This window comes from Metabacillus bambusae, from assembly GCF_017497975.1.
Classification (GTDB): Bacteria; Bacillota; Bacilli; order Bacillales; family Bacillaceae; genus Metabacillus; species Metabacillus bambusae.
Genome location: NZ_JAGDEL010000025.1, coordinates 1 through 20,531 on the forward strand (window position 1 = coordinate 1; position 20,531 = coordinate 20,531).

Below are 20,531 nucleotides of genomic sequence, written 5' to 3' on the forward strand. Positions count from 1 at the left end.
TGGTTTACTATAACAATTACCGTTATCAATGGAATTTAAAAAAGATGACCCCTAACCAATATAGGAATCATCTTCTAGTTGCGTGACTCTTTTTTTCTTGTGTCCTTGACACGGGTGCCAGTTTACACTGAGCCCCTCTCTTAAAAACGTTCAAATGATTACGAGATGCAGTACCTAGTTTATGAAAAGAGAAAGAATTTCTTCAGGAAACAACATCAATAGAAGTTAATTTATCATACATCGCAATCGTGTCAATTCCACTATTTAAAAAAAGATAAGGAAGGGGAGTGAAAAACCTCCTATCCCCATCGAACAAGTTGACCTGATTGGGATAGACCTCCTCCAAATCCATAAAGTAATAGGTGATCTCCTTCTTTCACTCTTCCGTCTTTAATTCCATTATCTAGTGCTAAAGGGATTGATGCAGCAGATGTATTACCAAAATGGACTAGGCTTGTCAGTGTCTTCTCAATACAAAAATGGCTTTTCTCACAGATCGATTCGATCATTCTTAGGTTAGCGCTGTGCGGAATAAACCAATCTACATCCTGCAAAGAAAAATTAGCTTTTTCTACAACAGTTTTCATGCCGTTAGGAACAGTTGTAACAGCCCATTTGTATACTTCACGCCCATTTTGTACGAGCTGTTGTTTATTCTGTAGCTCCGTTCCAAACATTTTGTCGGATAAATAGGTTCCATATAAACTTCGTGCCTTTTCACCTTCTGAAACTACGTGTGACGAGAGAAAGCTTCCTTTATCGTCATACTCGACAAGAACAGCTCCAGCACCGTCTCCGAATAAAATACAAGTTGTACGGTCAGTAAAATCAGTTATTTTTGATAAAGTTTCAGCGCCTACCACGAGGATTTTTTTATGGAGTTCAGCTGTTATAAGTCCATTTGCTAAATGTAAGCCATACGTAAACCCTGCGCATGCAGCATTTATATCAATGGCTCCAGCTTGTTTTAGCCCCAATCTTCCTTGAATATAAGAGGCTACACTAGGGGTTTGGTAGTCAGGAGATAGTGTGCACACAATAATCATATCGACGTCGCTTATATCTTTTTGGTAGCGTTCCACCAAGTTTTCGATTGCCTTAATACTTACATCACTTGTATATTCAGTTTCTGCAGCAAATCTTCTTTCCTTTATTCCAGTTCGCCTCAAAATCCATTCATCATTTGTATCGACCATTTTTTCAAGATCACTGTTTGTTACGATTAAATCCGGTACATATGAACCAATGGCAGTAATACGAGCTTTTGAAATCATTTATTAGTCACCTCTTAGTTTTTATTCCATACTTAATGGGCAGTAGAACCCCATCTAAAGTTCACGAGTAGCGAATTAGATAGATAGTAGGGGGAGCTTCAGTAAATAACTTTATAACCTAATAATAACACCTAAAATTAATACCTGGTACCAATTTTATATAAAAATGATTAAAAATTATGTGAAACAAAGGAAAGGCATCGAAAGGAATAGAATATAAGATGAATAATTAAATTATTTGAAATACCGGTGACCACCAAGGAGAACTATGCGAAAACAGCCAAAAACTAAAAAAGAAAGACTAGTAATCAGTCTTTCTTGTCTGAATCTTCTTTGCTATTTAGTTCAGCAAGCTTAGCGATCAGTATATGTTGTGGCATGTGCATAATTTGCTCAATTGGAACATTTAGTGATTTAGCAAGTTTCTGTGCTGTATCAGCTGATATTTGTAATGGTCTCATAAAGTATTCCCTCCTACTAACTATTTTACACGAAATGAAGGTGCAAACAAGATGACATTAATTTTTGGCCATAGAGGTGCTGCAGGTCATTATCCTGAAAATACAATGCTATCATTCGAAGCTGCAAAGGCAGCAAATGCAGATGGGATTGAATTGGATGTTCAAATGACAAGAGATGGTGAATTAGTCGTGATCCATGATGAAACAGTTGATCGAACGACAAATGGCATGGGTTTTGTAAAAGACTTTAACTTCGAGGAGATTTCTCGATTAGATGCGAGCTATAAGTTTTCTCAATATAAAGGTAGCTCATTTATTCCAACGCTTAACGAAGTGCTAGAATGGGCTAAGCGACAAAGAGGGTTTATTGTAAATATTGAATTGAAAAATGGTATCATTGATTACCCAAAAATAGAAGAAAAAACAATTAAGCTTATTTACAAACATAGCCTTCAAAAACAAGTAATTATCTCATCTTTTAATCATTATAGTTTAGTAACCTGCAAGGAGATATCATCTGAAATCGAAACAGCCATCCTTTATATGGAAGGATTATATTTGCCTTGGAAGTATGCGGAGAGTATCGGTGCGAAAGGGTTGCACCCCCATTATCATGCAGCCAAAGGCGAGATAATTTCGCAATCTCAAGGTCATGGAATTAGCGTAAGACCATTTACGATTAATGATAAGCAAATGATGCAGCGATTGATAAATGAAAAATGTGCAGGGTTTTTTACTGATTTTCCAGAAACTGCTGTAGATCTAAAACGAAAAGGTAATTGAATCCTACACAATTATTCTGAGAAAAAGAGTGTGCCATTGCAATTGCTAACTCTTTTTCATCATAATTTAAGGCTCTCTTCTAAGAGATTGTTGCTTTAAAACAAAAACAAATTCAAGTTGATTGGAACGGATTGCGAGACTCCTGCGGGAGTAGCGGGACAGGTGAGACTCATGCGGGCGTTTACACCGAGGAGGCTCACCGCCCGCCCTGCGGAAAGCGTGCATCTCTCGCTGCAATCAACCACACCGAATTACTTGGTAAATAGCAACGAAGTTTGCGAAAACAGCCTAATTTAAAGATTTATAATAAAATCTCTTCCCTACCTCTTAGCGAATCTCTTCTGTACCTTATTTCGTTTTCGATCTCTATAAAAGATAAAGCCTGCCACAAAGCTAAGTCCACCTAAAAATAAGAAAAGTCCTAATAAAAACTGCAACCATAAATATGGAATAGGAGGTTGAAGGATTCCAAACGTCATGTCACGCATGAGCTTAATACCTAATGCGGCTAAAATTCCTGGAATGACCATAATGACAAGTGCAAGTATTCTAATCATAAACGATATAGTCCTTTCGTATTCTTTGAATTAATCCCATTCTAAACGGGCAGTAAAATCTAAGTCTCAGGTTCAAGTGAAGCAATGTAAAAAGGTGCAGATAACTGCCCGTAAAGATCTGATAAGTCTCGCTTTATTGTCTGTTGCTCACGGTTGTTTGTCAAGTGTTATCCTTTGCGCTATGATATAAGTGTGCAATTTTTTGCAAGCTTTATAAAAAGGATTTATTTAGTGGTTTTACTCTTATTTAAACGATGAAAAAGACCATGTCTTAAAACATAGTTTTTTGTTAGCCTGACCAAAGCGCTTCCGCTTTTCTTAATAGTGACATAAAGGGGATAGGTTTATGCAACGAGTTATGATAGTTGGGGCTGGTAAGGATGGAACAGCTCTATTGAAAAGAATTGTCGAAACGAACATTGTGGAAGTTGCGGCAATTATTGATAAAAATGAACATGCTCCAGGGATGGAACTAGCTAGAAGTCTTGGTATCGAAACAAGCAGGCATTGGAAGACTGTTATGCAAAAAAATATTAACATTGTTATTGAAGCAACAGGTAACGTTAAGGTTATGGAGCTTTTAAGGCAGGAAAAGCATCCAGATATGATTATTATTCCAGGTACAGTAGCACATCTTATTTCTGAACTAGTTGAAGAAAAAGAAGTGTTAATCGCAAGACTTAAAGAGGAGACCTATAAACAGCAAACTATCTTTAATTCTACAAATGATGGAATGATTGTGATTGATATAGATGAAAAAATTATCTTATTTAATAAAACTGCGGAGGAAATAACAGGTTTTCCTCGTAAAAAGGCACTGGGTCTCAAGGTGAATGAGGTAATTCCTTCGAGTAAGTTGGCAAGGACGCTTAAAACTCGCGAGGTCGAAACGAACCAAGAGCAAGTTCTTGATAATGGACTTAAAATCATTACGACTAGGATTCCTATGATCGATGAAGCGGGGAATCTACTAGGGGCACTAGCGCTTTTTAAAGATATTACAGAAATTGTTAATTTGGCAGAAGAGGTTACGAACTTAAAGGAGATCCAAGTGATGCTTGAAGCAATCATTCAATCATCAGAGGAAGCAATTTCAGTAGTAGATGAAGAAGGTCATGGAATTCTCATTAATCGGGCATATACTAAAATGACAGGGTTATCTGAGGAGCAAGTGCTAGGAAAGCCGGCAACAGCAGATATCTCTGAAGGTGAAAGCATGCATATGAAGGTACTACAAACAAGACGTGCAGTTCGCGGCGTCAGAATGAAGGTTGGTCCTGCAAAAAGAGACGTCATTGTAAATGTTGCGCCTGTCATCGTTAATGGGAAGCTAAAAGGTAGTGTTGGGGTTATTCAAGATATGTCTGAAATTCAAAAGCTGACTACCGAGTTAAGTCGAGCAAGACAAATTATTCGAACGCTAGAAGCGAAATATTCGTTTGAGGACATAATTGGTATAAGTGAAGAAATGAAAATGGCGATTGAACAGGCAAAACTTGGTGCGAAAACTCCTGCAACTGTGCTCTTGCGGGGTGAATCTGGAACCGGCAAGGAGCTATTTGCACATGCGATACATAATGCAAGTGATCGAAAATATAACAAATTTATTCGGGTGAATTGTGCAGCTATTGCTGAAAGTCTCCTTGAAAGTGAACTTTTCGGATATGAAGAAGGGGCTTTTTCAGGTGCGAAACGTGGAGGGAAAAGAGGTTTCTTTGAGGAAGCAAATAATGGCAGTATTTTTTTAGATGAAATAGGAGAATTATCAGCCAATATGCAAGCAAAGCTTCTTCGTGTATTACAGGAAAATGAAATCGTCAAGGTTGGTGGAACAAAACCTATACCAGTAAATGTAAGGGTTATTGCTGCAACGAATTTAAATATTGAAAAAGCAATGTCAGAAGGCGTTTTTCGGGAGGATTTATATTACCGCCTAAATCGTTATCCAATTTCTATACCACCACTAAGAGATCGAAAGGAAGATATCCCTGCTTTATGCCAAAGGTTAATTGGTAAATTAAATCAGGATTACGGTAGGAATATCGTTACTATTACAGGTCAAGCAATTGATATTCTAACCCAACATGATTGGCCTGGTAATGTACGAGAACTTGAAAATGTATTAGGAAGAACAATCATTTTCATGGAGCACCACGAAATTGAGATTGAAGGGAAACATATTCCGATGCTTCAGTTACCGACAAAGGAAAGTAAAGCACAAGAAAATAGCGCTTTTGTCCATAATAATGAAGAGACATTAGCTGATGCTGTTGAGCGTGTTGAAGCAGATGTTATCAAACACTCATTAGAAGTCCATGAGTATAATCGTACAAAAACAGCAAAAGCTTTAGGGATATCGTTAAGAAGCTTATATTATAAAATGGAAAAATATAACCTTGCAAATAATAGCATGCAATAAAGTTCATGGTTTGCAAAATAGTGCATGTTCGTTATATGATAAAGAAGAATAATTGTGCTTTTTCATTTGTTCTACGTATAACTTTCTAAATTTGGCATTTAATTTTCTTTAAGAAAAACATCATTTGCCAAAGCAGAGAATGTATTAATGATACGGAAATTTAAGCATTGCGGACATTATTGTAGTGAAGACTATAAGAAAATATCATAGATCATTATTATTTTGGCACACTTTTTGCTTTTAAGTTGATAAGAGCAGATGAATACATCTTGGAAGGATATGAAATTAAAATGAAGCTAGAAAATCTGCTGGACGAAGCGGCTAAAATAAATGGAAAGATTGTTGCGGTGGCTTCAGCAGAAGATGAAGAGGTAATTGAAGCTGTATCTGAAGCGATAAAACGTAATCTTGCTCATTTTTTATTGTTTGGGAAAAAAGAAGAAATTGAGGATTTATTAATTGCAAAAGGTATTGGTAAAGATCATGTTCAAATTATTCAAGCAAGAACAAAAGAACAAGCGACAGAACTAGCTGTAAGAGCCGTTCATCAGAATGAAGCTTCAGTGCTAATGAAGGGAAACGTTCCGACTGCTATTCTTTTAAAGGCTGTATTAAACAAGGAGTATGGTCTTAGAACAGGAAGGATTTTATCACATGTGGCTATTTTTGAAGTCCCTGGATTTTCAAAGTTCACAATTGTCACAGATGCTGCTATGAATCTTGAACCTGATTTACAGCAAAAGGAGCAAATTGTTGTGAATGCAGTTAAAATTGCAAGAGCAATTGGGATCGATAAGCCTAAAGTTGCTGCACTTGCTGCAGTTGAGATAATAAATCCTGCGATGCAGGCAACCATAGATGCAGCTTCATTAACATTAATGAATAAGAGAGGGCAAATAAAAGATTGTCTTATTGATGGACCTTTAGCTCTTGATAATGCAATTTCATTAGAAGCGGCAAAACATAAAGGGATTGTTAGTGACATCGCAGGACAAGCAGATATATTGCTTGTACCTACAATAGATGTAGGAAATGTTTTGTATAAATCTCTGATTTATTTTGCGAAGGCTAGTGTTGGGGCGGTTATTGCCGGAGCGAAAGCACCAATTGTATTAACAAGTCGATCGGACTCTTCTGAAAGTAAGCTCTATTCTTTAGCATTAGCGATTTGTTCATCTGATAAGTATAACATTTAGGAGGAAACGACTTCATGGAAATTTTCAAATATATGGAGCATTACGATTATGAGCAATTGGTATTTTGCCAGGATAAACAATCTGGATTAAAGGCAATTATCGCCATCCATGATACAACACTAGGACCTGCTCTAGGTGGTACACGCATGTGGACCTATGAATCAGAGGAAGAAGCAATTGAAGATGCTCTTCGTTTAGCTCGTGGGATGACTTATAAAAATGCTGCTGCTGGCTTAAACCTCGGTGGGGGTAAAACAGTTATTATTGGTGATCCACGTAAGGATAAAAATGAAGAGATGTTTCGGGCATTTGGTCGTTATATCCAAGGCTTAAATGGTCGATATATTACAGCTGAAGATGTAGGAACAACTGTTGCAGACATGGATTTAATTCATGAAGAAACAGATTATGTAACAGGCATCTCTCCTGCTTTTGGCTCTTCTGGTAACCCATCTCCTGTAACGGCTTATGGTGTTTATCGCGGGATGAAGGCTGCGGTGAAGGAAGCATTTGGAACAGATTCACTAGAGGGGAAGGTTGTTGCTGTACAAGGGGTTGGAAATGTAGCTTACAACCTGTGTAAACATTTGCATGAAGAAGGTGCGCACTTAGTTGTAACCGACATAAACAAAGAAGCAGTACGACGTGCTGTTGAGGATTTTAATGCAAAAGCAGTTGAACCAAATGATATTTATAGTGTGGATTGTGATATTTATGCACCATGTGCACTTGGTGCAACAATAAATGATGTTACGATCCCTCAATTAAAAGCTAAGGTAATTGCAGGAGCTGCAAATAATCAATTAAAAGATACTAAGCATGGTGATTTAATCCATGAAATGGGAATTGTCTATGCACCTGATTATGTCATTAATGCTGGTGGTGTCATTAACGTTGCGGATGAATTATATGGGTATAACAGTGAAAGTGCGCTGAAAAAGGTTGAAGGGATATATAACAATATCGCCCGAGTAATCGAAATAGCTAAACGTGACGGTATTCCAACCTATCAAGCTGCAGATCGTCTTGCGGAAGAACGAATTGAAAGAATGAGAAATTCTCGTAGCCAATTTTTGCAAAATGGACATCATATTTTAAGTCGTCGACCATAAATAATTGGCTCTGTAACTTGGTTGTTGATTTCCGCTTCAGGCGTTCACTTTCCGTGGGCGGTCCGGGATCCTCCTTTGGACTCGCACTCCCACAGAAGTCTCACATATTCGCTCCAATCAACAAAGTGTAAAAATTAACAGTGAGCTTTAACAGAGCCAAATAATTAAACGCGGAGTTAGATAAGTGGACCTTCTAACTCCAGTTTCAATTTATATAAAGCTAAAGGCTTCCATATTATTCAACAGAACAATTTTTGAGACGACGGAGGTTTAAACGTTGCAGGTGAATCAATATCGTATTCTTGTCCTTAACCCTGGATCCACATCAACGAAAATTGGAGTTTTTGATAGCGAAGTATCTATTTTTGAGAAAACACTTAGACATGATTTAGATAAACTTAATACGTATCCTAACATCATTGATCAATATGAATTCCGTAAGCAAGCCATTTTAGAAACGCTTGATGAAGAAGGGATCAACATTTCAAAACTGAATGCAGTTTGTGGTCGTGGAGGCCTTCTCCGACCAATTGAAGGCGGAACCTATATAGTAAATGACCAAATGCTAGAGGATTTAAAGAATGGTTTCGCTGGACAACACGCATCTAATTTAGGTGGAATCATTGCATATGAAATTGCAAATGGACTAAATATTCCTGCATATATCGTTGACCCAGTTGTCGTTGATGAAATGGAAGAGATTGCGAAGGTATCTGGTGTGCCTACAATCGAGAGAAGAAGTATCTTTCATGCGTTAAATCAAAAAGCGGTAGCCCGTCGTGTCGCGTCAGATTTCAATAAGCAATATGAAGAAATGAACTTGATCATTACCCATATGGGCGGCGGAATTACTGTTGGTGTTCATAAGCGCGGAAGAGTAGTAGATGTAAATAACGGATTGCATGGAGATGGTCCATTTAGTCCAGAACGTGCTGGAACAGTACCAGCAGGAGATCTTGTTTCAATGTGTTATTCAGGTGAGTTTTTCCGAGAGGAAATGATGAAGCAGATAGTAGGCAGAGGTGGCCTTGTTGGCTATTTAGGAACGAATGATGCAGTTAAGGTGGAAAAAATGGTTGAAGCTGGAGATGAAAAGGCCACTCTAATTTATTCAGCTATGGCTTATCAAATTGGAAAAGAGATTGGATCTGCAAGTGCTGTATTAAAAGGAAAAGTTGATGCTATTGTCCTAACAGGTGGATTAGCCTATGGTAAAAAATTCGTAAAAGAGATTTCCACTTATATCGATTGGATCGCAGACGTCCTTGTGTTTCCGGGTGAAAACGAGCTTCAAGCACTTGCTGAGGGTGCCTTACGTGTTTTAAAAAATGAGGAAGAAGCAAAACAATATCCTACTAAAAAAAGTGCTATGGCATTTTTGCGCCACTAATGAAAAATAAATGACGTTACTTCGAAGACTTTAGATTAAGGGAGGCGATAGTTTGGCTAAAGAATATGATCTAGTCATACTCGGTGGAGGAACTGGCGGTTATGTTGCAGCGATACGTGCTACACAACTAGGCCTTAAAACAGCAGTTGTTGAAAAAAGTAAGCTTGGTGGAACATGCTTGCATAAGGGATGTATCCCTAGTAAAGCACTCCTAAGAAGTGCAGAGGTTTATGCAACAGCAAAAAAGAGTGAAGAATTCGGTGTAGAAACATCTGAAGTGAAGCTGAACTTTTCAAAGGTTCAGGAACGAAAACAAGGAATTATTGAGCAACTACATAATGGTGTGCAACAACTCATGAAAAAAGGAAAAATCGATGTGTATGAGGGGATTGGACGTATTTTAGGTCCATCGATTTTTTCTCCAATGCCTGGAACAATTTCTGTTGAAATGAATAACGGGGAAGAAAACGAAATGCTCATTCCTAAAAATGTAATCATCGCTACTGGATCAAGACCACGGAGTCTTCCAGATCTTGAGATTGATGGAGAAATAGTATTAACTTCTGAAGAAGCCCTTGATTTAAATAGTCTACCAAATTCAATCATAATTGTTGGTGGAGGTGTGATCGGGATTGAGTGGGCTTCCATGTTAATAGACTTCGGTGTGAATGTAACAATATTAGAGTACTCTGATCGAATTTTACCAACAGAAGATAAAGAGATTTCAAAAGAGATGGAGCGCTTACTGGCAAAAAGGGGAATAACCATTGTCACCAGTGCAAAAGTTTTACCTGAAACGCTTGAGAAGGAAAAAGGAAATATAGCCACAATTAAAGCAGAGCATAAAGGTGAAGAAAAATCCTTTACAGCTAATAAGATTCTCATTTCTGTTGGTAGGCAAGCGAATGTAGAAGGTATTGGAATTGAAAATACCGATATTAAACTTGAAAAAGGGTATATTGCCACAAATCAATATTATCAAACAAAAGAATCACATATTTATGCGATTGGTGATGTCATTGGAGGTTTACAATTAGCACATGTTGCATCACATGAAGGGATTGTTGCTGTTGAACATATTGCAAATGATAAGCCTATCCCGCTTGATGAGTCATTGATATCGAAATGTATCTATAGTTCACCTGAAATAGCAAGTGTCGGGTACACCGAGGATGAAGCAAAGGAAAAAGGCCTTAAAACAAAGATAGGTAAGTTTCCATTTAAAGCAATAGGAAAAGCACTTGTCTTTGGTGAAACAGAAGGATTTGTCAAACTTGTGGTTGACGAAGAAACAGATGATCTTCTAGGTGTTCATATGATTGGACCTCATGTCACGGATATGATATCTGAAGCTGGTCTTGCCAGAGTATTGGATGCAACCCCTTGGGAAGTTTCCCATACGATCCATCCTCATCCAACATTATCAGAAGCAATAGGTGAAGCTGCACTTGCTGTTTATGGAAAGGCAATTCATTTTTAATTTTATGAAAAGATAAGAAAATCTTAGTGTTGTTTAAGCCTCAGTTGTTACCAACTCTGAATAAAGGGCTCCTTCGATTCATACTAGCTAGAGGCTGATCAATGCACTATACTTGCGTATTTCTTATTTAGGAGGTAATAAAATGACAGAAAACCGACACCAATCATTAGGTCTATCAGATAAAGATGTGTTAAATATGTATGAAACAATGCTTTTGGCAAGAAAAATCGATGAGCGGATGTGGCTATTAAATCGATCAGGGAAAATACCTTTTGTTATTTCTTGTCAAGGTCAAGAAGCAGCTCAGGTCGGTGCAGCATTTGCCTTAGATCGTCATGAGGATTATATTCTTCCATATTATCGTGACATGGGAGTTGTTTTAACGTTTGGCATGACAGCAAAGGATCTGATGTTATCTGGATTTGCTAAGGCAGAGGACCCAAATTCAGCTGGAAGACAAATGCCAGGTCACTTTGGTCAAAAGAAAAACCGAATTGTTACAGGTTCATCACCGGTTACTACGCAAGTACCCCATGCTGTTGGTATAGCATTAGCAGGTAAAATGCAGAAGAAGAATCTTGTTACATTTGTAACCTTTGGAGAAGGTTCTTCAAACCAAGGCGACTTTCATGAAGGAGCTAATTTTGCTGCTGTTCATAAATTACCAGTTATCTTAATGTGTGAAAACAACAAATATGCCATTTCTGTCCCATATGACAAACAGGTTGCTTGTGAAAAAATTTCTGATCGTGCAATTGGCTATGGAATGCCTGGTGTAACAGTGGATGGAAATGATCCACTTGAAGTTTATGCTGTTGTAAAAGAAGCTGCTGATCGTGGTCGTCGTGGCGAGGGTCCGACCTTAATAGAAACAATTTCATATCGACTAACACCACACTCAAGTGATGATGATGATAGTAGCTATCGGGAGCAGGATGAAGTAGCAGAAGCAAAGAAAGATGATCCAGTACTTAAATTTTCTGCATATTTAAAGGAAGTTGGCGTTCTTACTGAGGAAATTGAAAAAGAAATGATAGATGGCATTATGAACGTCATAAATGAGGCTACTGATTATGCTGAAGCGGCGCCGTATGCAAATCCAGAAGATGCATTAAAATACGTTTATGCAGAGTAAGGGGGAAGAAAGATGGCTGTTATTTCATATATAGATGCCATTACAATGGCAATGCATGAAGAGATGGAGCGCGACGAAAAAGTATTCGTGCTTGGAGAAGATGTTGGCAGAAAGGGCGGAGTGTTTAAAGCGACAGCAGGGTTGTATGAAAAATTTGGAGAAGAGCGTGTTATGGATACACCACTTGCAGAATCTGCAATCGCTGGAGTAGGAATTGGTGCAGCAATGTATGGAATGCGACCGATTGCTGAAATGCAATTTGCTGACTTTATTATGCCTGCTGTAAATCAAATTGTTTCAGAGGCAGCAAAAATTCGTTATCGTTCCAACAACGATTGGAGCTGTCCAATAACAATTCGTGCCCCCTTTGGCGGTGGTGTTCATGGAGCATTATATCATTCACAATCAGTAGAAGCTGTTTTTGCTAATCAGCCTGGCTTGAAAATTGTCATTCCTTCAACACCATATGATGCAAAAGGTTTATTAAAAGCTGCGATTCGTGATGATGACCCTGTATTATTTTTTGAGCATAAGCGGGCGTATCGCTTAATCAAAGGTGAGGTACCTGTAGATGATTATGTTCTGCCTATTGGTAAAGCAGATGTGAAACGAGACGGAGAAGACATTACAGTAATTACATACGGTCTATGTGTGCATTTTGCCCTTCAAGCTGCTGAACGATTAGCTAATGATGGCATTAGTACACATGTTTTAGATTTAAGAACAGTCTACCCTTTAGACAAAGAGGCGATTATTGAAGCAGCATCGAAAACGGGTAAAGTACTTCTTATAACAGAAGACAATAAAGAAGGAAGTATTATTAGTGAGGTTTCAGCTATTATTGCCGAAAATTGCTTGTTTGATTTAGATGCTCCAATCATGAGATTAGCGGGTCCTGATACCCCTGCAATGCCGTACGCACCTACAATGGAAAAATTCTTTATGATTAATCCAGATAAAGTGGAGGAAGCAATGCGTAAACTTGCTGAATTTTAACTACTGAACAAAAACCATATGAAGTTAGCAACTTAACTTACTATTACGTAAGTAGAACGAGATGGCATTAATAAGTCATCAGCATCTTTCAAAAGCTTACAAAATGTAGGTCCTATAGAGATGCAAGCAAGATAGCCTTTAACAAAGGAGGTTTCACAGTGGCAATTGAACAAATAAAAATGCCCCAGTTAGGTGAGAGCGTAACAGAAGGTACAATAAGTAACTGGCTCGTTTCTGTAGGAGATAAGGTAAACAAATATGACCCACTTGCAGAAGTGATGACAGATAAAGTTAATGCCGAGGTTCCATCTTCCTTTAGTGGTGTTATTAAAGAAATCATAGCCGAAGAAGGTACAACATTGGATGTTGGAGAAATTATATGTACCATTGAAATAGAGGGTGAAGAAGCAGTTTCAGAAACTCCAGTTGAGGTGAATAGCGAATCTATTGAACCAGTTGAAACGCAAGCGCAATCTGAAAAACAAGAGGTTCAATCAAATAAAAAGCGTTATTCTCCAGCTGTGCTCCGTTTAGCTCAGGAAAATGATATAGACTTAGAGCAAGTGAATGGTTCAGGAGCTGGTGGTCGGATTACTAGAAAGGACCTTTTACAACTGATTGAAAGTGGATCGATTCCGAAAACTGGAGCTGCAATTCAAGAAGATGCTCCTAAACCAACAGCTGTGCCAATTCTTCAACCAGGTATCGAACAAACCCACACTCATACTACTGCATCAACAGTGCCAGGCGACATAGAAATCCCTATTTCAGGAGTTCGCAAAGTAATTGCAGCAAATATGGTTCGAAGTAAGCATGAAGCGCCACATGCTTGGATGATGGTCGAAGTGGATGCAACAAATCTTGTTGAGTATCGCAATTCCATAAAGGATGATTTTAAGAAAAAAGAGGGCTACAACATAACGTTCTTTGCCTTTTTCGTAAAGGCAGTGGCACAAGCGCTAAAAGAATTCCCACAAATTAATTCGATGTGGGCTGGAGAAAAAATTATTCAGAAAAAGGATATTAATCTCTCTATCGCTGTTGCAACTGAAGATTCCTTATTTGTACCAGTTATTAAAGCTGCTGATGAAAAAACCATTAAAGGAATTGCTAGAGAAATTACAGAATTAGCAAACAAAGTGCGAACTGGCAAATTAACACCAGATGATATGCAAGGCGGCACATTTACTGTAAATAACACAGGTTCATTCGGGTCTGTACAATCAATGGGAATCATTAACCACCCACAAGCGGCAATTTTACAGGTAGAAACAATTGTAAAACGACCTGTTGTCATGAACAATGGAATGATAGCTGTTCGCGATATAGTAAATTTATGTATGTCACTTGATCACCGTGTGATCGATGGATTAATTTGTGGGCGTTTCTTAGCACGTGTAAAAGAAATATTAGAAAATGTATCCAAAGAAACAACTTCGATATATTAAAAATTTTGTTAAACAACATTATTGTTAAAAAAGGAGCGAGATTTAGCTTTCCTAATATGAAAAGAACAATATGATTTAACAGTGCCAAAATAATAAAACGTAAGAGAAAATGGACTAAAAAGGGTCAGAACATTCAACTCCATATATATAGCTTTTGACTGAAGTGAAGCTTTATATATGGTTTGAGGGTCTGACCCTTTGTTTTTACTTTTATCGCCAAACGAATCTTAAGCTAGAACTTCATTGCTGATGGTGAAAAATTATAATAAAATAAAATTGTAGAACTTTCTATGTTTTTTATAAATGTAAGCGCCTATCAAAAGCTGCTTATACTGAATCGTTTAGAAATGTTGTAGATCATGAAATTTCAACAAGAGGGTGGACTTTCAGATAGGAACACTTCATGGGGAGGAACAAACATGATACATACAAAGGGGAATTGGAACGATTGGAAAGCTGAGGCTAAAAAAGCATTAAGGGGTAAGGTGTTTGAAAGTCTAAGCTCAACTACATACGAAGGTATTAAGCTAAGGCCATTATATACAAAAGAGGATTATGACTCTAGGCAACAATCAAGCATACATGATCATCGCCAATCGAATGATTGGAATATTAGTCAAGTTCTTTTAGCTGAACATTGCCACGAGTTAAGTGAAAAGATAAAACAAGCTAAAAATAAAGGGCAGAGTTCATTTTATCTAGATAATGTTCGGTTTCTAAGGAAGTTTGAGGACCTAGACACTGCATTTTTGCACATCGACTGGGTAAAGGATTCCTTCCTTTTTGATGTAGGTGAGGACATTGGTTTTATACCATTGTTACTTCAATTCTGTAAAAAGAGAAATGAACTAAAGAACCTAAAAGGAACTTTAGGTTTTGATCCGTATGAAAGCATTTTAATTAATGGCGAGGAAGATATTCGAACTATTAAAACACAATTTGATTATCTTGCTGATACGATAAAATGGTGTCAAAAGCATGAATGTGAGGTACGCTGTTTCCTGATTAAAGGTGATCTTTATCATGAAGCAGGGGCCAATGCACTTCAAGAACTAATCTACACCTTCTCACATGCACTAGATGTGATAAATGAGCTGCTAAATCGTGATTTATCTATTGATATCATTGCTAAAAACATAACTTTTTCTTTTGCGATAGGGTCTAATTTCTTTATGGAGATTGCTAAATTTCGAGCAGCAAAGCAATTATGGGCATCGCTTATACATGCATTGGGAGGTAACGAAGAGTCACAGAAAATGTATCTTCATGCAAGAACCTCGCTATTTAATAAGACAACTTATGATGTTCATGTAAATCTTTTACGTGCAACAACTGAAGGTTTTGCGGCCGCTGTAGCAGGTGTCAATGAATTATCTATCTATCCTTTTGATTATGTTTTGCCGAGTAGAGGAGAATTAGGAGAAAGAATTGCAAGAAATACTCAATTTATACTAAAAGAAGAAAGCTTACTTTCTAGTGTCATCGATCCAGCAGGAGGATCTTATTATGTTGAAACGTTAACAAATGAGCTAGCAGAACGTGCCTGGAAAGATATAAAAGAGATCGATGAAAAAGGAGGCTTTCTCCACCTGTTAAAAGAGGGTGAGCCCCAAAAGGAACTTGAAGCAATACTTGAAAAAAGAGTTGCTGATGTTAATAAGAGTAAAACAACGATTATTGGAACGAATGCATTTGCTAACCTTTCTGATCAAGTTGTAGTGAAGCTACAAGCTATTAAACAAGCAAAAGAACTTCACCCTGAGTCCAAACAAGTTGTGGCATTTCAAGATGCGTTGTTATTTGTTAATAAGAATAAGGAAGTACCAATTGTAAAAACTCAAAATCTACTAGAACAGCTAAAGATTACTCCTATTAAAACCAGACGTCTTGTAGAGCATATTGAGCAGCTAAGAATTAATGCTGAATCATACATTAAAAAAAATCACCAACAACTAAAAGTTAACGTTATCGTTTTTGGGAGATTAAAAGATTATAAGCCTCGACTTGATTTCGTGGCAAGTTTACTAGCTTCAGGAGGAATAAAGGTAGAGGTTTTATCATACGATCAGTTTTTATCACCCCCTAATGATAATGTAATTATCTTATGTGGAAATGACGAGGGTTATAATTTAATTGATTCTTCTTTTATTAGTAAGATAAAGGAAGGAAAGAAATCAGTTCATTTATTTATCACTGGTAATGGTCATGAGAAGAAAATGGCGGAATATGGTTTAAATGGTGTTATTACAGCAAACATGAATGCGTATAAATTCCTAGTCACTATGCATCACTTAATGGGGGTTAGAAATTGATGAAACGTCGAACTATTACTGGAGCAAAGCTTATAAAACCAACCGCATCTCAGGATCCTTCACCATCATTTTTCAATACACATGAGCAAATACGAGTGAAAAATAAGTACTCTGCAGCTGACTTTGAGAAAATCGAGCATTTGGATACATTTCCAGGTACGTATCCTTATTTACGTGGTCCTTATGCGACAATGTATGTGAATAAACCATGGACAATTAGACAATATGCAGGATTTTCAACTGCAGAAGAAAGCAATGCCTTTTACAAAAGAAATTTAGAAATGGGACAAAAGGGCCTATCCGTTGCCTTTGATTTGGCAACACATCGCGGCTATGATTCTGATCATCCTCGCGTGGAAGGGGATGTTGGAAAGGCTGGAGTGGCTATTGACTCCATTCAAGATATGAAGCTATTATTTGATGGAATTCCTTTAAATGAAATGTCGGTTTCAATGACAATGAACGGTGCTGTCTTGCCAATTATGGCATTTTATATCGTAACTGCAGAAGAGCAAGGAGTAGCAAAGGAAAAGCTATCGGGCACGATTCAAAATGATATTTTAAAAGAATATATGGTTCGTAATACGTATATTTATCCACCAGAAACGTCAATGAGAATTATTGGTGATATTTTCGAGTATACGTCCAAATATATGCCAAAGTTTAATAGTATAAGTATCTCTGGCTACCACATGCAGGAAGCGGGAGCACCAGCTGATCTTGAGCTTGCTTATACATTGGCAGATGGTCTTGAGTATATACGAACTGGCTTAAAGGCTGGTCTTGATATCGATCAATTTGCACCTCGATTATCTTTTTTTTGGGCGATCGGGATGAATTATTTTATGGAAGTAGCCAAAATGAGGGCAGCACGTTATATGTGGTCATCCATCGTTAAGAGGTTTGATCCTAAAAACCCCAAATCACTTGCATTGCGAACACATTCTCAGACTTCAGGATGGAGTTTAACTGAGCAGGATCCTTTTAATAATGTTGTTCGAACATGTATCGAGGCACATGCAGCAGTAATGGGGCATACCCAATCTCTCCATACGAACGCATTAGATGAGGCGATCGCATTACCAACTGATTTTTCCGCGAGAATTGCTCGAAATACACAGTTGTATTTACAATATGAAACTGGAATCTGTCATGTGATTGATCCATGGGGAGGCTCTTACTATGTAGAATCATTAACAAATTCACTTATTGAACGCGCGACAAAGCATATGGCTGAGATTGAAGAGCTAGGTGGTATGACGAAAGCGATTGAAACAGGTCTTCCAAAAATGAAAATAGAGGAAGCGGCCGCGAGAAGGCAGGCGAAAATTGATTCAGGAAAAGAAACAATAATTGGAGTAAATAAATTTAAGCTTGATAAAGAGGACCCGCTTGATATTTTGTCGATCGATAATACAGAGGTAAGAAAAAAGCAAATTCAGAGAATAAAAGAAGTAAAAGCAAATCGAAATGATGAGCTTGTGAATAAAGCCTTGCAAAAAATAACGACTGCAACAGCTAATGGAGAAGGAAATCTCTTAGAGCTAGCTGTTGAAGCAGCACGCCTCCGAGCAACACTTGGTGAAATTTCATATGCAATTGAAAAGGTTAGTAAACGCCATCAAGCTATGATTCGTTCTATCAGTGGAGTTTATAGCTCGGAATTTTCAAACGAAGAAGAAATAACCAAGGTGAGAGAGAAAACAGATCAATTTTATGAGCTTGAAGGAAGACGTCCGAGAATTCTCATTGCAAAGATGGGTCAGGACGGACATGATCGAGGAGCCAAGGTAATCGCAACAGCATTTGCTGATTTGGGCTTTGATGTAGATATCGGTCCACTCTTTCAAACACCTGCTGAAACTGCCGTACAAGCGGTAGAGAACGATGTTCATGTTGTAGGAATGAGCTCTTTAGCAGCAGGCCATAAAACACTTCTTCCCCAACTTATAAATGAATTAAAAAAGTTAGGAAGAGAAGATATAATTGTCATCATTGGCGGTGTGATCCCATATCAGGACTACGTTGAGCTAAAAGAAAAAGGAGCAGCGGAAATATTCGGGCCAGGAACTGTTATACCTGTTGCAGCAACTAAGGTATTAAATAAAATCCTTGAGAGATTAGGCTATGAGGAAATTGAAGAATGACGAAATATATTCGAAAAAGCAATGAAATGGCTACAAAAGAGTATATTGATGGAATTGTCAAAGGCGACCGAGTTATTCTAGCTCAAGCAATAACTTTAGTAGAAAGTAATGCGAAAAGACACTTTGAAAAGGCTCAGCAAATTATCGAAGCACTATTAAAAAAGAGTTCTGGTTCAATAAGAATTGGGATTACAGGAGTTCCAGGTGCTGGTAAAAGTACTTTCATTGACTCATTTGGAACTTATTTATGCCATCTCGGTTTTCGTGTCGCTGTACTTGCTATTGATCCAAGCAGTAACGTATCAAAGGGAAGTATTATGGGCGACAAAACCAGAATGGAGAGATTATCCAGAAATCCACTTGCGTTTATCAGGCCTTCCCCTTCAGGAGGAAATCTCGGTGGAGTAAATCGAAAGACGAGAGAAACAATTGCTTTATGTGAAGCAGCTGGATATGATGTCATACTTGTCGAGACAATGGGAGTCGGGCAAGGTGAATTTGTAGTCCGTGACATGGTAGACTTTTTTATGTTGCTAGTTCTAACAGGTGCAGGGGATGAGCTACAAACGATGAAAAAGGGGATTATGGAATTACCAGATTTAGTTGTTGTCAATAAGGCGGATGGTGACAATCTTGCAAAAGCCAATAAAGCAAAGCATGAATATAATACGATTTTACACTTTCTAAAGCCGTATACATCTGGATGGGCAACAAGAGCTGTCACAGCATCTGCGATAAAGGAAACTGGGATTGAAGACATATGGCAGTTAATCCAACAGTTTGAGGCGTACACGAAAAAATGCAATCTCTTTTATAAAAGAAGAAGTGATCAACAACGAAATTGGCTTCATGATCTGCTTAAACAAGAGCTGTATCAGAATTTTTATCAACATCCAAAGGTGAGTCAACAGCTTACTCACTTTGAAAAAGCAGTGATGAACGGTGAAAAAAGTGTTGCAGCAAGTGCACTAGATTTATTAGATCTTTTCGTAAAAGATAAAAATTGAGCGATCTATTTGCTCATTTGATAGAAAGCTTGGTAAAATAAATATATTGAGCGTAAAAGGAGAGGTTTTCATTGAGTATGGATTTTAATTTATTTATGAATGATATCGTGCAACAAGCTCGCAAGGAAATTGTTGCAGCTGGATATACTGAACTTACTTCACCAGAAGAAGTAGATGAAACATTAAATAGCAAAGGCACGACTCTAGTAATGGTGAATAGTGTTTGTGGCTGTGCTGGTGGGATTGCAAGACCAGCAGCAGCACATGCTGTACATTATGACAATCGTCCAGATAATCTTGTGACAGTTTTTGCAGGACAGGATAAAGAAGCAACAGCACGAGCTCGCGAATTGTTTACTGGATATCCACCATCATCACCTTCATTTGCTTTACTTAAAGATGGTAAGTTAATGACAATGGTTGAACGTCACGAAATTGAAGGTCATGATCCAATGTCAGTCGTTGCAAAGCTTCAAGCTGCGTTTGATAAGTATTGTGAAGAAGTATAAAATCAGTAAATTAAAGCAGTATAAAAGAGGTAGGCACACATTGTGTCTATCTCTTTTTTACATTAACAGGCAGTAAATGATATAAATGCCCGTAAAAGTCCGATAAGTCTCGCTTAATCTCATACGTAGTGCTCTTCTTTCTACTTCGCTGATCATGGTGCTCGCGCTTTTGTTTAAATAATTAAAATATTCTAAAAAAGTAAATTAACACAATATTTTTATAATTACATTTTTATGAATAAATATTGCATAATTATAAACCTGTGTTAAAATACAGAATATCGAATAATTATTAGTGAAATTAC

Annotated in this window: 17 protein-coding genes; 14 read left to right on the plus strand and 3 right to left on the minus strand. The window is 37.6% G+C overall.

Annotation, left to right across the window (positions count from 1 at the left end; translation table 11 throughout):
- Positions 1 to 86: IS3 family transposase (locus tag I7822_RS23655; RefSeq protein WP_207981230.1), on the plus strand; the 86-nt coding region annotated here is incomplete at its 5' end.
- Between the two features lie 213 nt (positions 87 to 299).
- On the opposite strand, the gene I7822_RS23660 is transcribed toward I7822_RS23655, so the two are convergent.
- Together I7822_RS23660 and I7822_RS23665 are read right to left on the minus strand one after the other, a co-directional pair.
- Complete coding sequence (locus I7822_RS23660) at positions 300 to 1,274, minus strand: ketoacyl-ACP synthase III (protein WP_243459651.1); 975 nt, start codon at positions 1,272 to 1,274, stop codon at positions 300 to 302.
- A gap of 308 nt (positions 1,275 to 1,582) precedes the next feature.
- A complete protein-coding gene (locus I7822_RS23665; RefSeq protein WP_207981537.1) occupies positions 1,583 to 1,735 on the minus strand; it encodes a YycC family protein in 153 nt (50 codons plus the stop codon).
- Between the two features lie 51 nt (positions 1,736 to 1,786).
- Here I7822_RS23665 and I7822_RS23670 point away from each other — a divergent pair, with 51 nt between their 5' ends.
- Complete coding sequence (locus tag I7822_RS23670; RefSeq protein WP_207981538.1) at positions 1,787 to 2,518, plus strand: glycerophosphodiester phosphodiesterase; 732 nt, start codon at positions 1,787 to 1,789, stop codon at positions 2,516 to 2,518.
- Between the two features lie 320 nt (positions 2,519 to 2,838).
- Here I7822_RS23670 and I7822_RS23675 read toward each other — a convergent pair whose 3' ends face one another.
- Positions 2,839 to 3,075, minus strand: a complete 237-nt coding sequence (locus tag I7822_RS23675) for a DUF2627 domain-containing protein (protein ID WP_207981539.1) — start codon at positions 3,073 to 3,075, stop codon at positions 2,839 to 2,841.
- A gap of 346 nt (positions 3,076 to 3,421) precedes the next feature.
- On the opposite strand from I7822_RS23675, the gene I7822_RS23680 reads away from it, so the two are divergent.
- The 12 genes from I7822_RS23680 to I7822_RS23735 all read left to right on the plus strand — a co-directional run bounded on the left by I7822_RS23680 (position 3,422) and on the right by I7822_RS23735 (position 20,226).
- Complete coding sequence (locus I7822_RS23680; protein ID WP_207981540.1) at positions 3,422 to 5,494, plus strand: sigma-54 interaction domain-containing protein; 2,073 nt, start codon at positions 3,422 to 3,424, stop codon at positions 5,492 to 5,494.
- A 290-nt stretch (positions 5,495 to 5,784) separates the two neighbouring features.
- Positions 5,785 to 6,690: a phosphate butyryltransferase gene (gene yqiS / locus I7822_RS23685; protein ID WP_207981541.1), complete on the plus strand. Its 906-nt coding sequence runs from the start codon at positions 5,785 to 5,787 to the stop codon at positions 6,688 to 6,690.
- A 14-nt stretch (positions 6,691 to 6,704) separates the two neighbouring features.
- Complete coding sequence (bcd, locus tag I7822_RS23690; RefSeq protein WP_207981542.1) at positions 6,705 to 7,802, plus strand: branched-chain amino acid dehydrogenase; 1,098 nt, start codon at positions 6,705 to 6,707, stop codon at positions 7,800 to 7,802.
- Positions 7,803 to 8,079: 277 nt separating this feature from the next.
- On the plus strand, positions 8,080 to 9,192 hold the full coding sequence (gene buk, locus I7822_RS23695) for a butyrate kinase (RefSeq protein ID WP_207981543.1): 1,113 nt from the start codon (positions 8,080 to 8,082) through the stop codon (positions 9,190 to 9,192).
- A 52-nt stretch (positions 9,193 to 9,244) separates the two neighbouring features.
- Positions 9,245 to 10,672 (plus strand): dihydrolipoyl dehydrogenase, encoded by a 1,428-nt coding sequence (gene lpdA / locus I7822_RS23700; protein ID WP_207981544.1) that lies wholly within the window; start codon positions 9,245 to 9,247, stop codon positions 10,670 to 10,672.
- Between the two features lie 142 nt (positions 10,673 to 10,814).
- Positions 10,815 to 11,807 (plus strand): thiamine pyrophosphate-dependent dehydrogenase E1 component subunit alpha, encoded by a 993-nt coding sequence (locus I7822_RS23705; RefSeq protein WP_207981545.1) that lies wholly within the window; start codon positions 10,815 to 10,817, stop codon positions 11,805 to 11,807.
- Positions 11,808 to 11,819: 12 nt separating this feature from the next.
- Complete coding sequence (locus I7822_RS23710; protein ID WP_207981546.1) at positions 11,820 to 12,803, plus strand: alpha-ketoacid dehydrogenase subunit beta; 984 nt, start codon at positions 11,820 to 11,822, stop codon at positions 12,801 to 12,803.
- A gap of 158 nt (positions 12,804 to 12,961) precedes the next feature.
- Positions 12,962 to 14,251 (plus strand): dihydrolipoamide acetyltransferase family protein, encoded by a 1,290-nt coding sequence (locus tag I7822_RS23715; RefSeq protein WP_207981547.1) that lies wholly within the window; start codon positions 12,962 to 12,964, stop codon positions 14,249 to 14,251.
- A gap of 419 nt (positions 14,252 to 14,670) precedes the next feature.
- Positions 14,671 to 16,563, plus strand: coding sequence for a methylmalonyl-CoA mutase family protein (locus I7822_RS23720; protein WP_207981548.1), 1,893 nt, complete (start codon positions 14,671 to 14,673; stop codon positions 16,561 to 16,563).
- Positions 16,563 to 18,710, plus strand: a complete 2,148-nt coding sequence (gene scpA / locus I7822_RS23725; RefSeq protein ID WP_207981549.1) for a methylmalonyl-CoA mutase — start codon at positions 16,563 to 16,565, stop codon at positions 18,708 to 18,710. The genes I7822_RS23720 and scpA overlap by 1 nt, the downstream gene beginning before the upstream one ends.
- Complete coding sequence (gene meaB / locus I7822_RS23730) at positions 18,707 to 19,717, plus strand: methylmalonyl Co-A mutase-associated GTPase MeaB (RefSeq protein WP_207981550.1); 1,011 nt, start codon at positions 18,707 to 18,709, stop codon at positions 19,715 to 19,717. The genes scpA and meaB overlap by 4 nt, the downstream gene beginning before the upstream one ends.
- Before the next feature lie 71 nt (positions 19,718 to 19,788).
- A complete protein-coding gene (locus I7822_RS23735; RefSeq protein WP_207981551.1) occupies positions 19,789 to 20,226 on the plus strand; it encodes a BrxA/BrxB family bacilliredoxin in 438 nt (145 codons plus the stop codon).
- Positions 20,227 to 20,531: the final 305 nt, after the last annotated feature.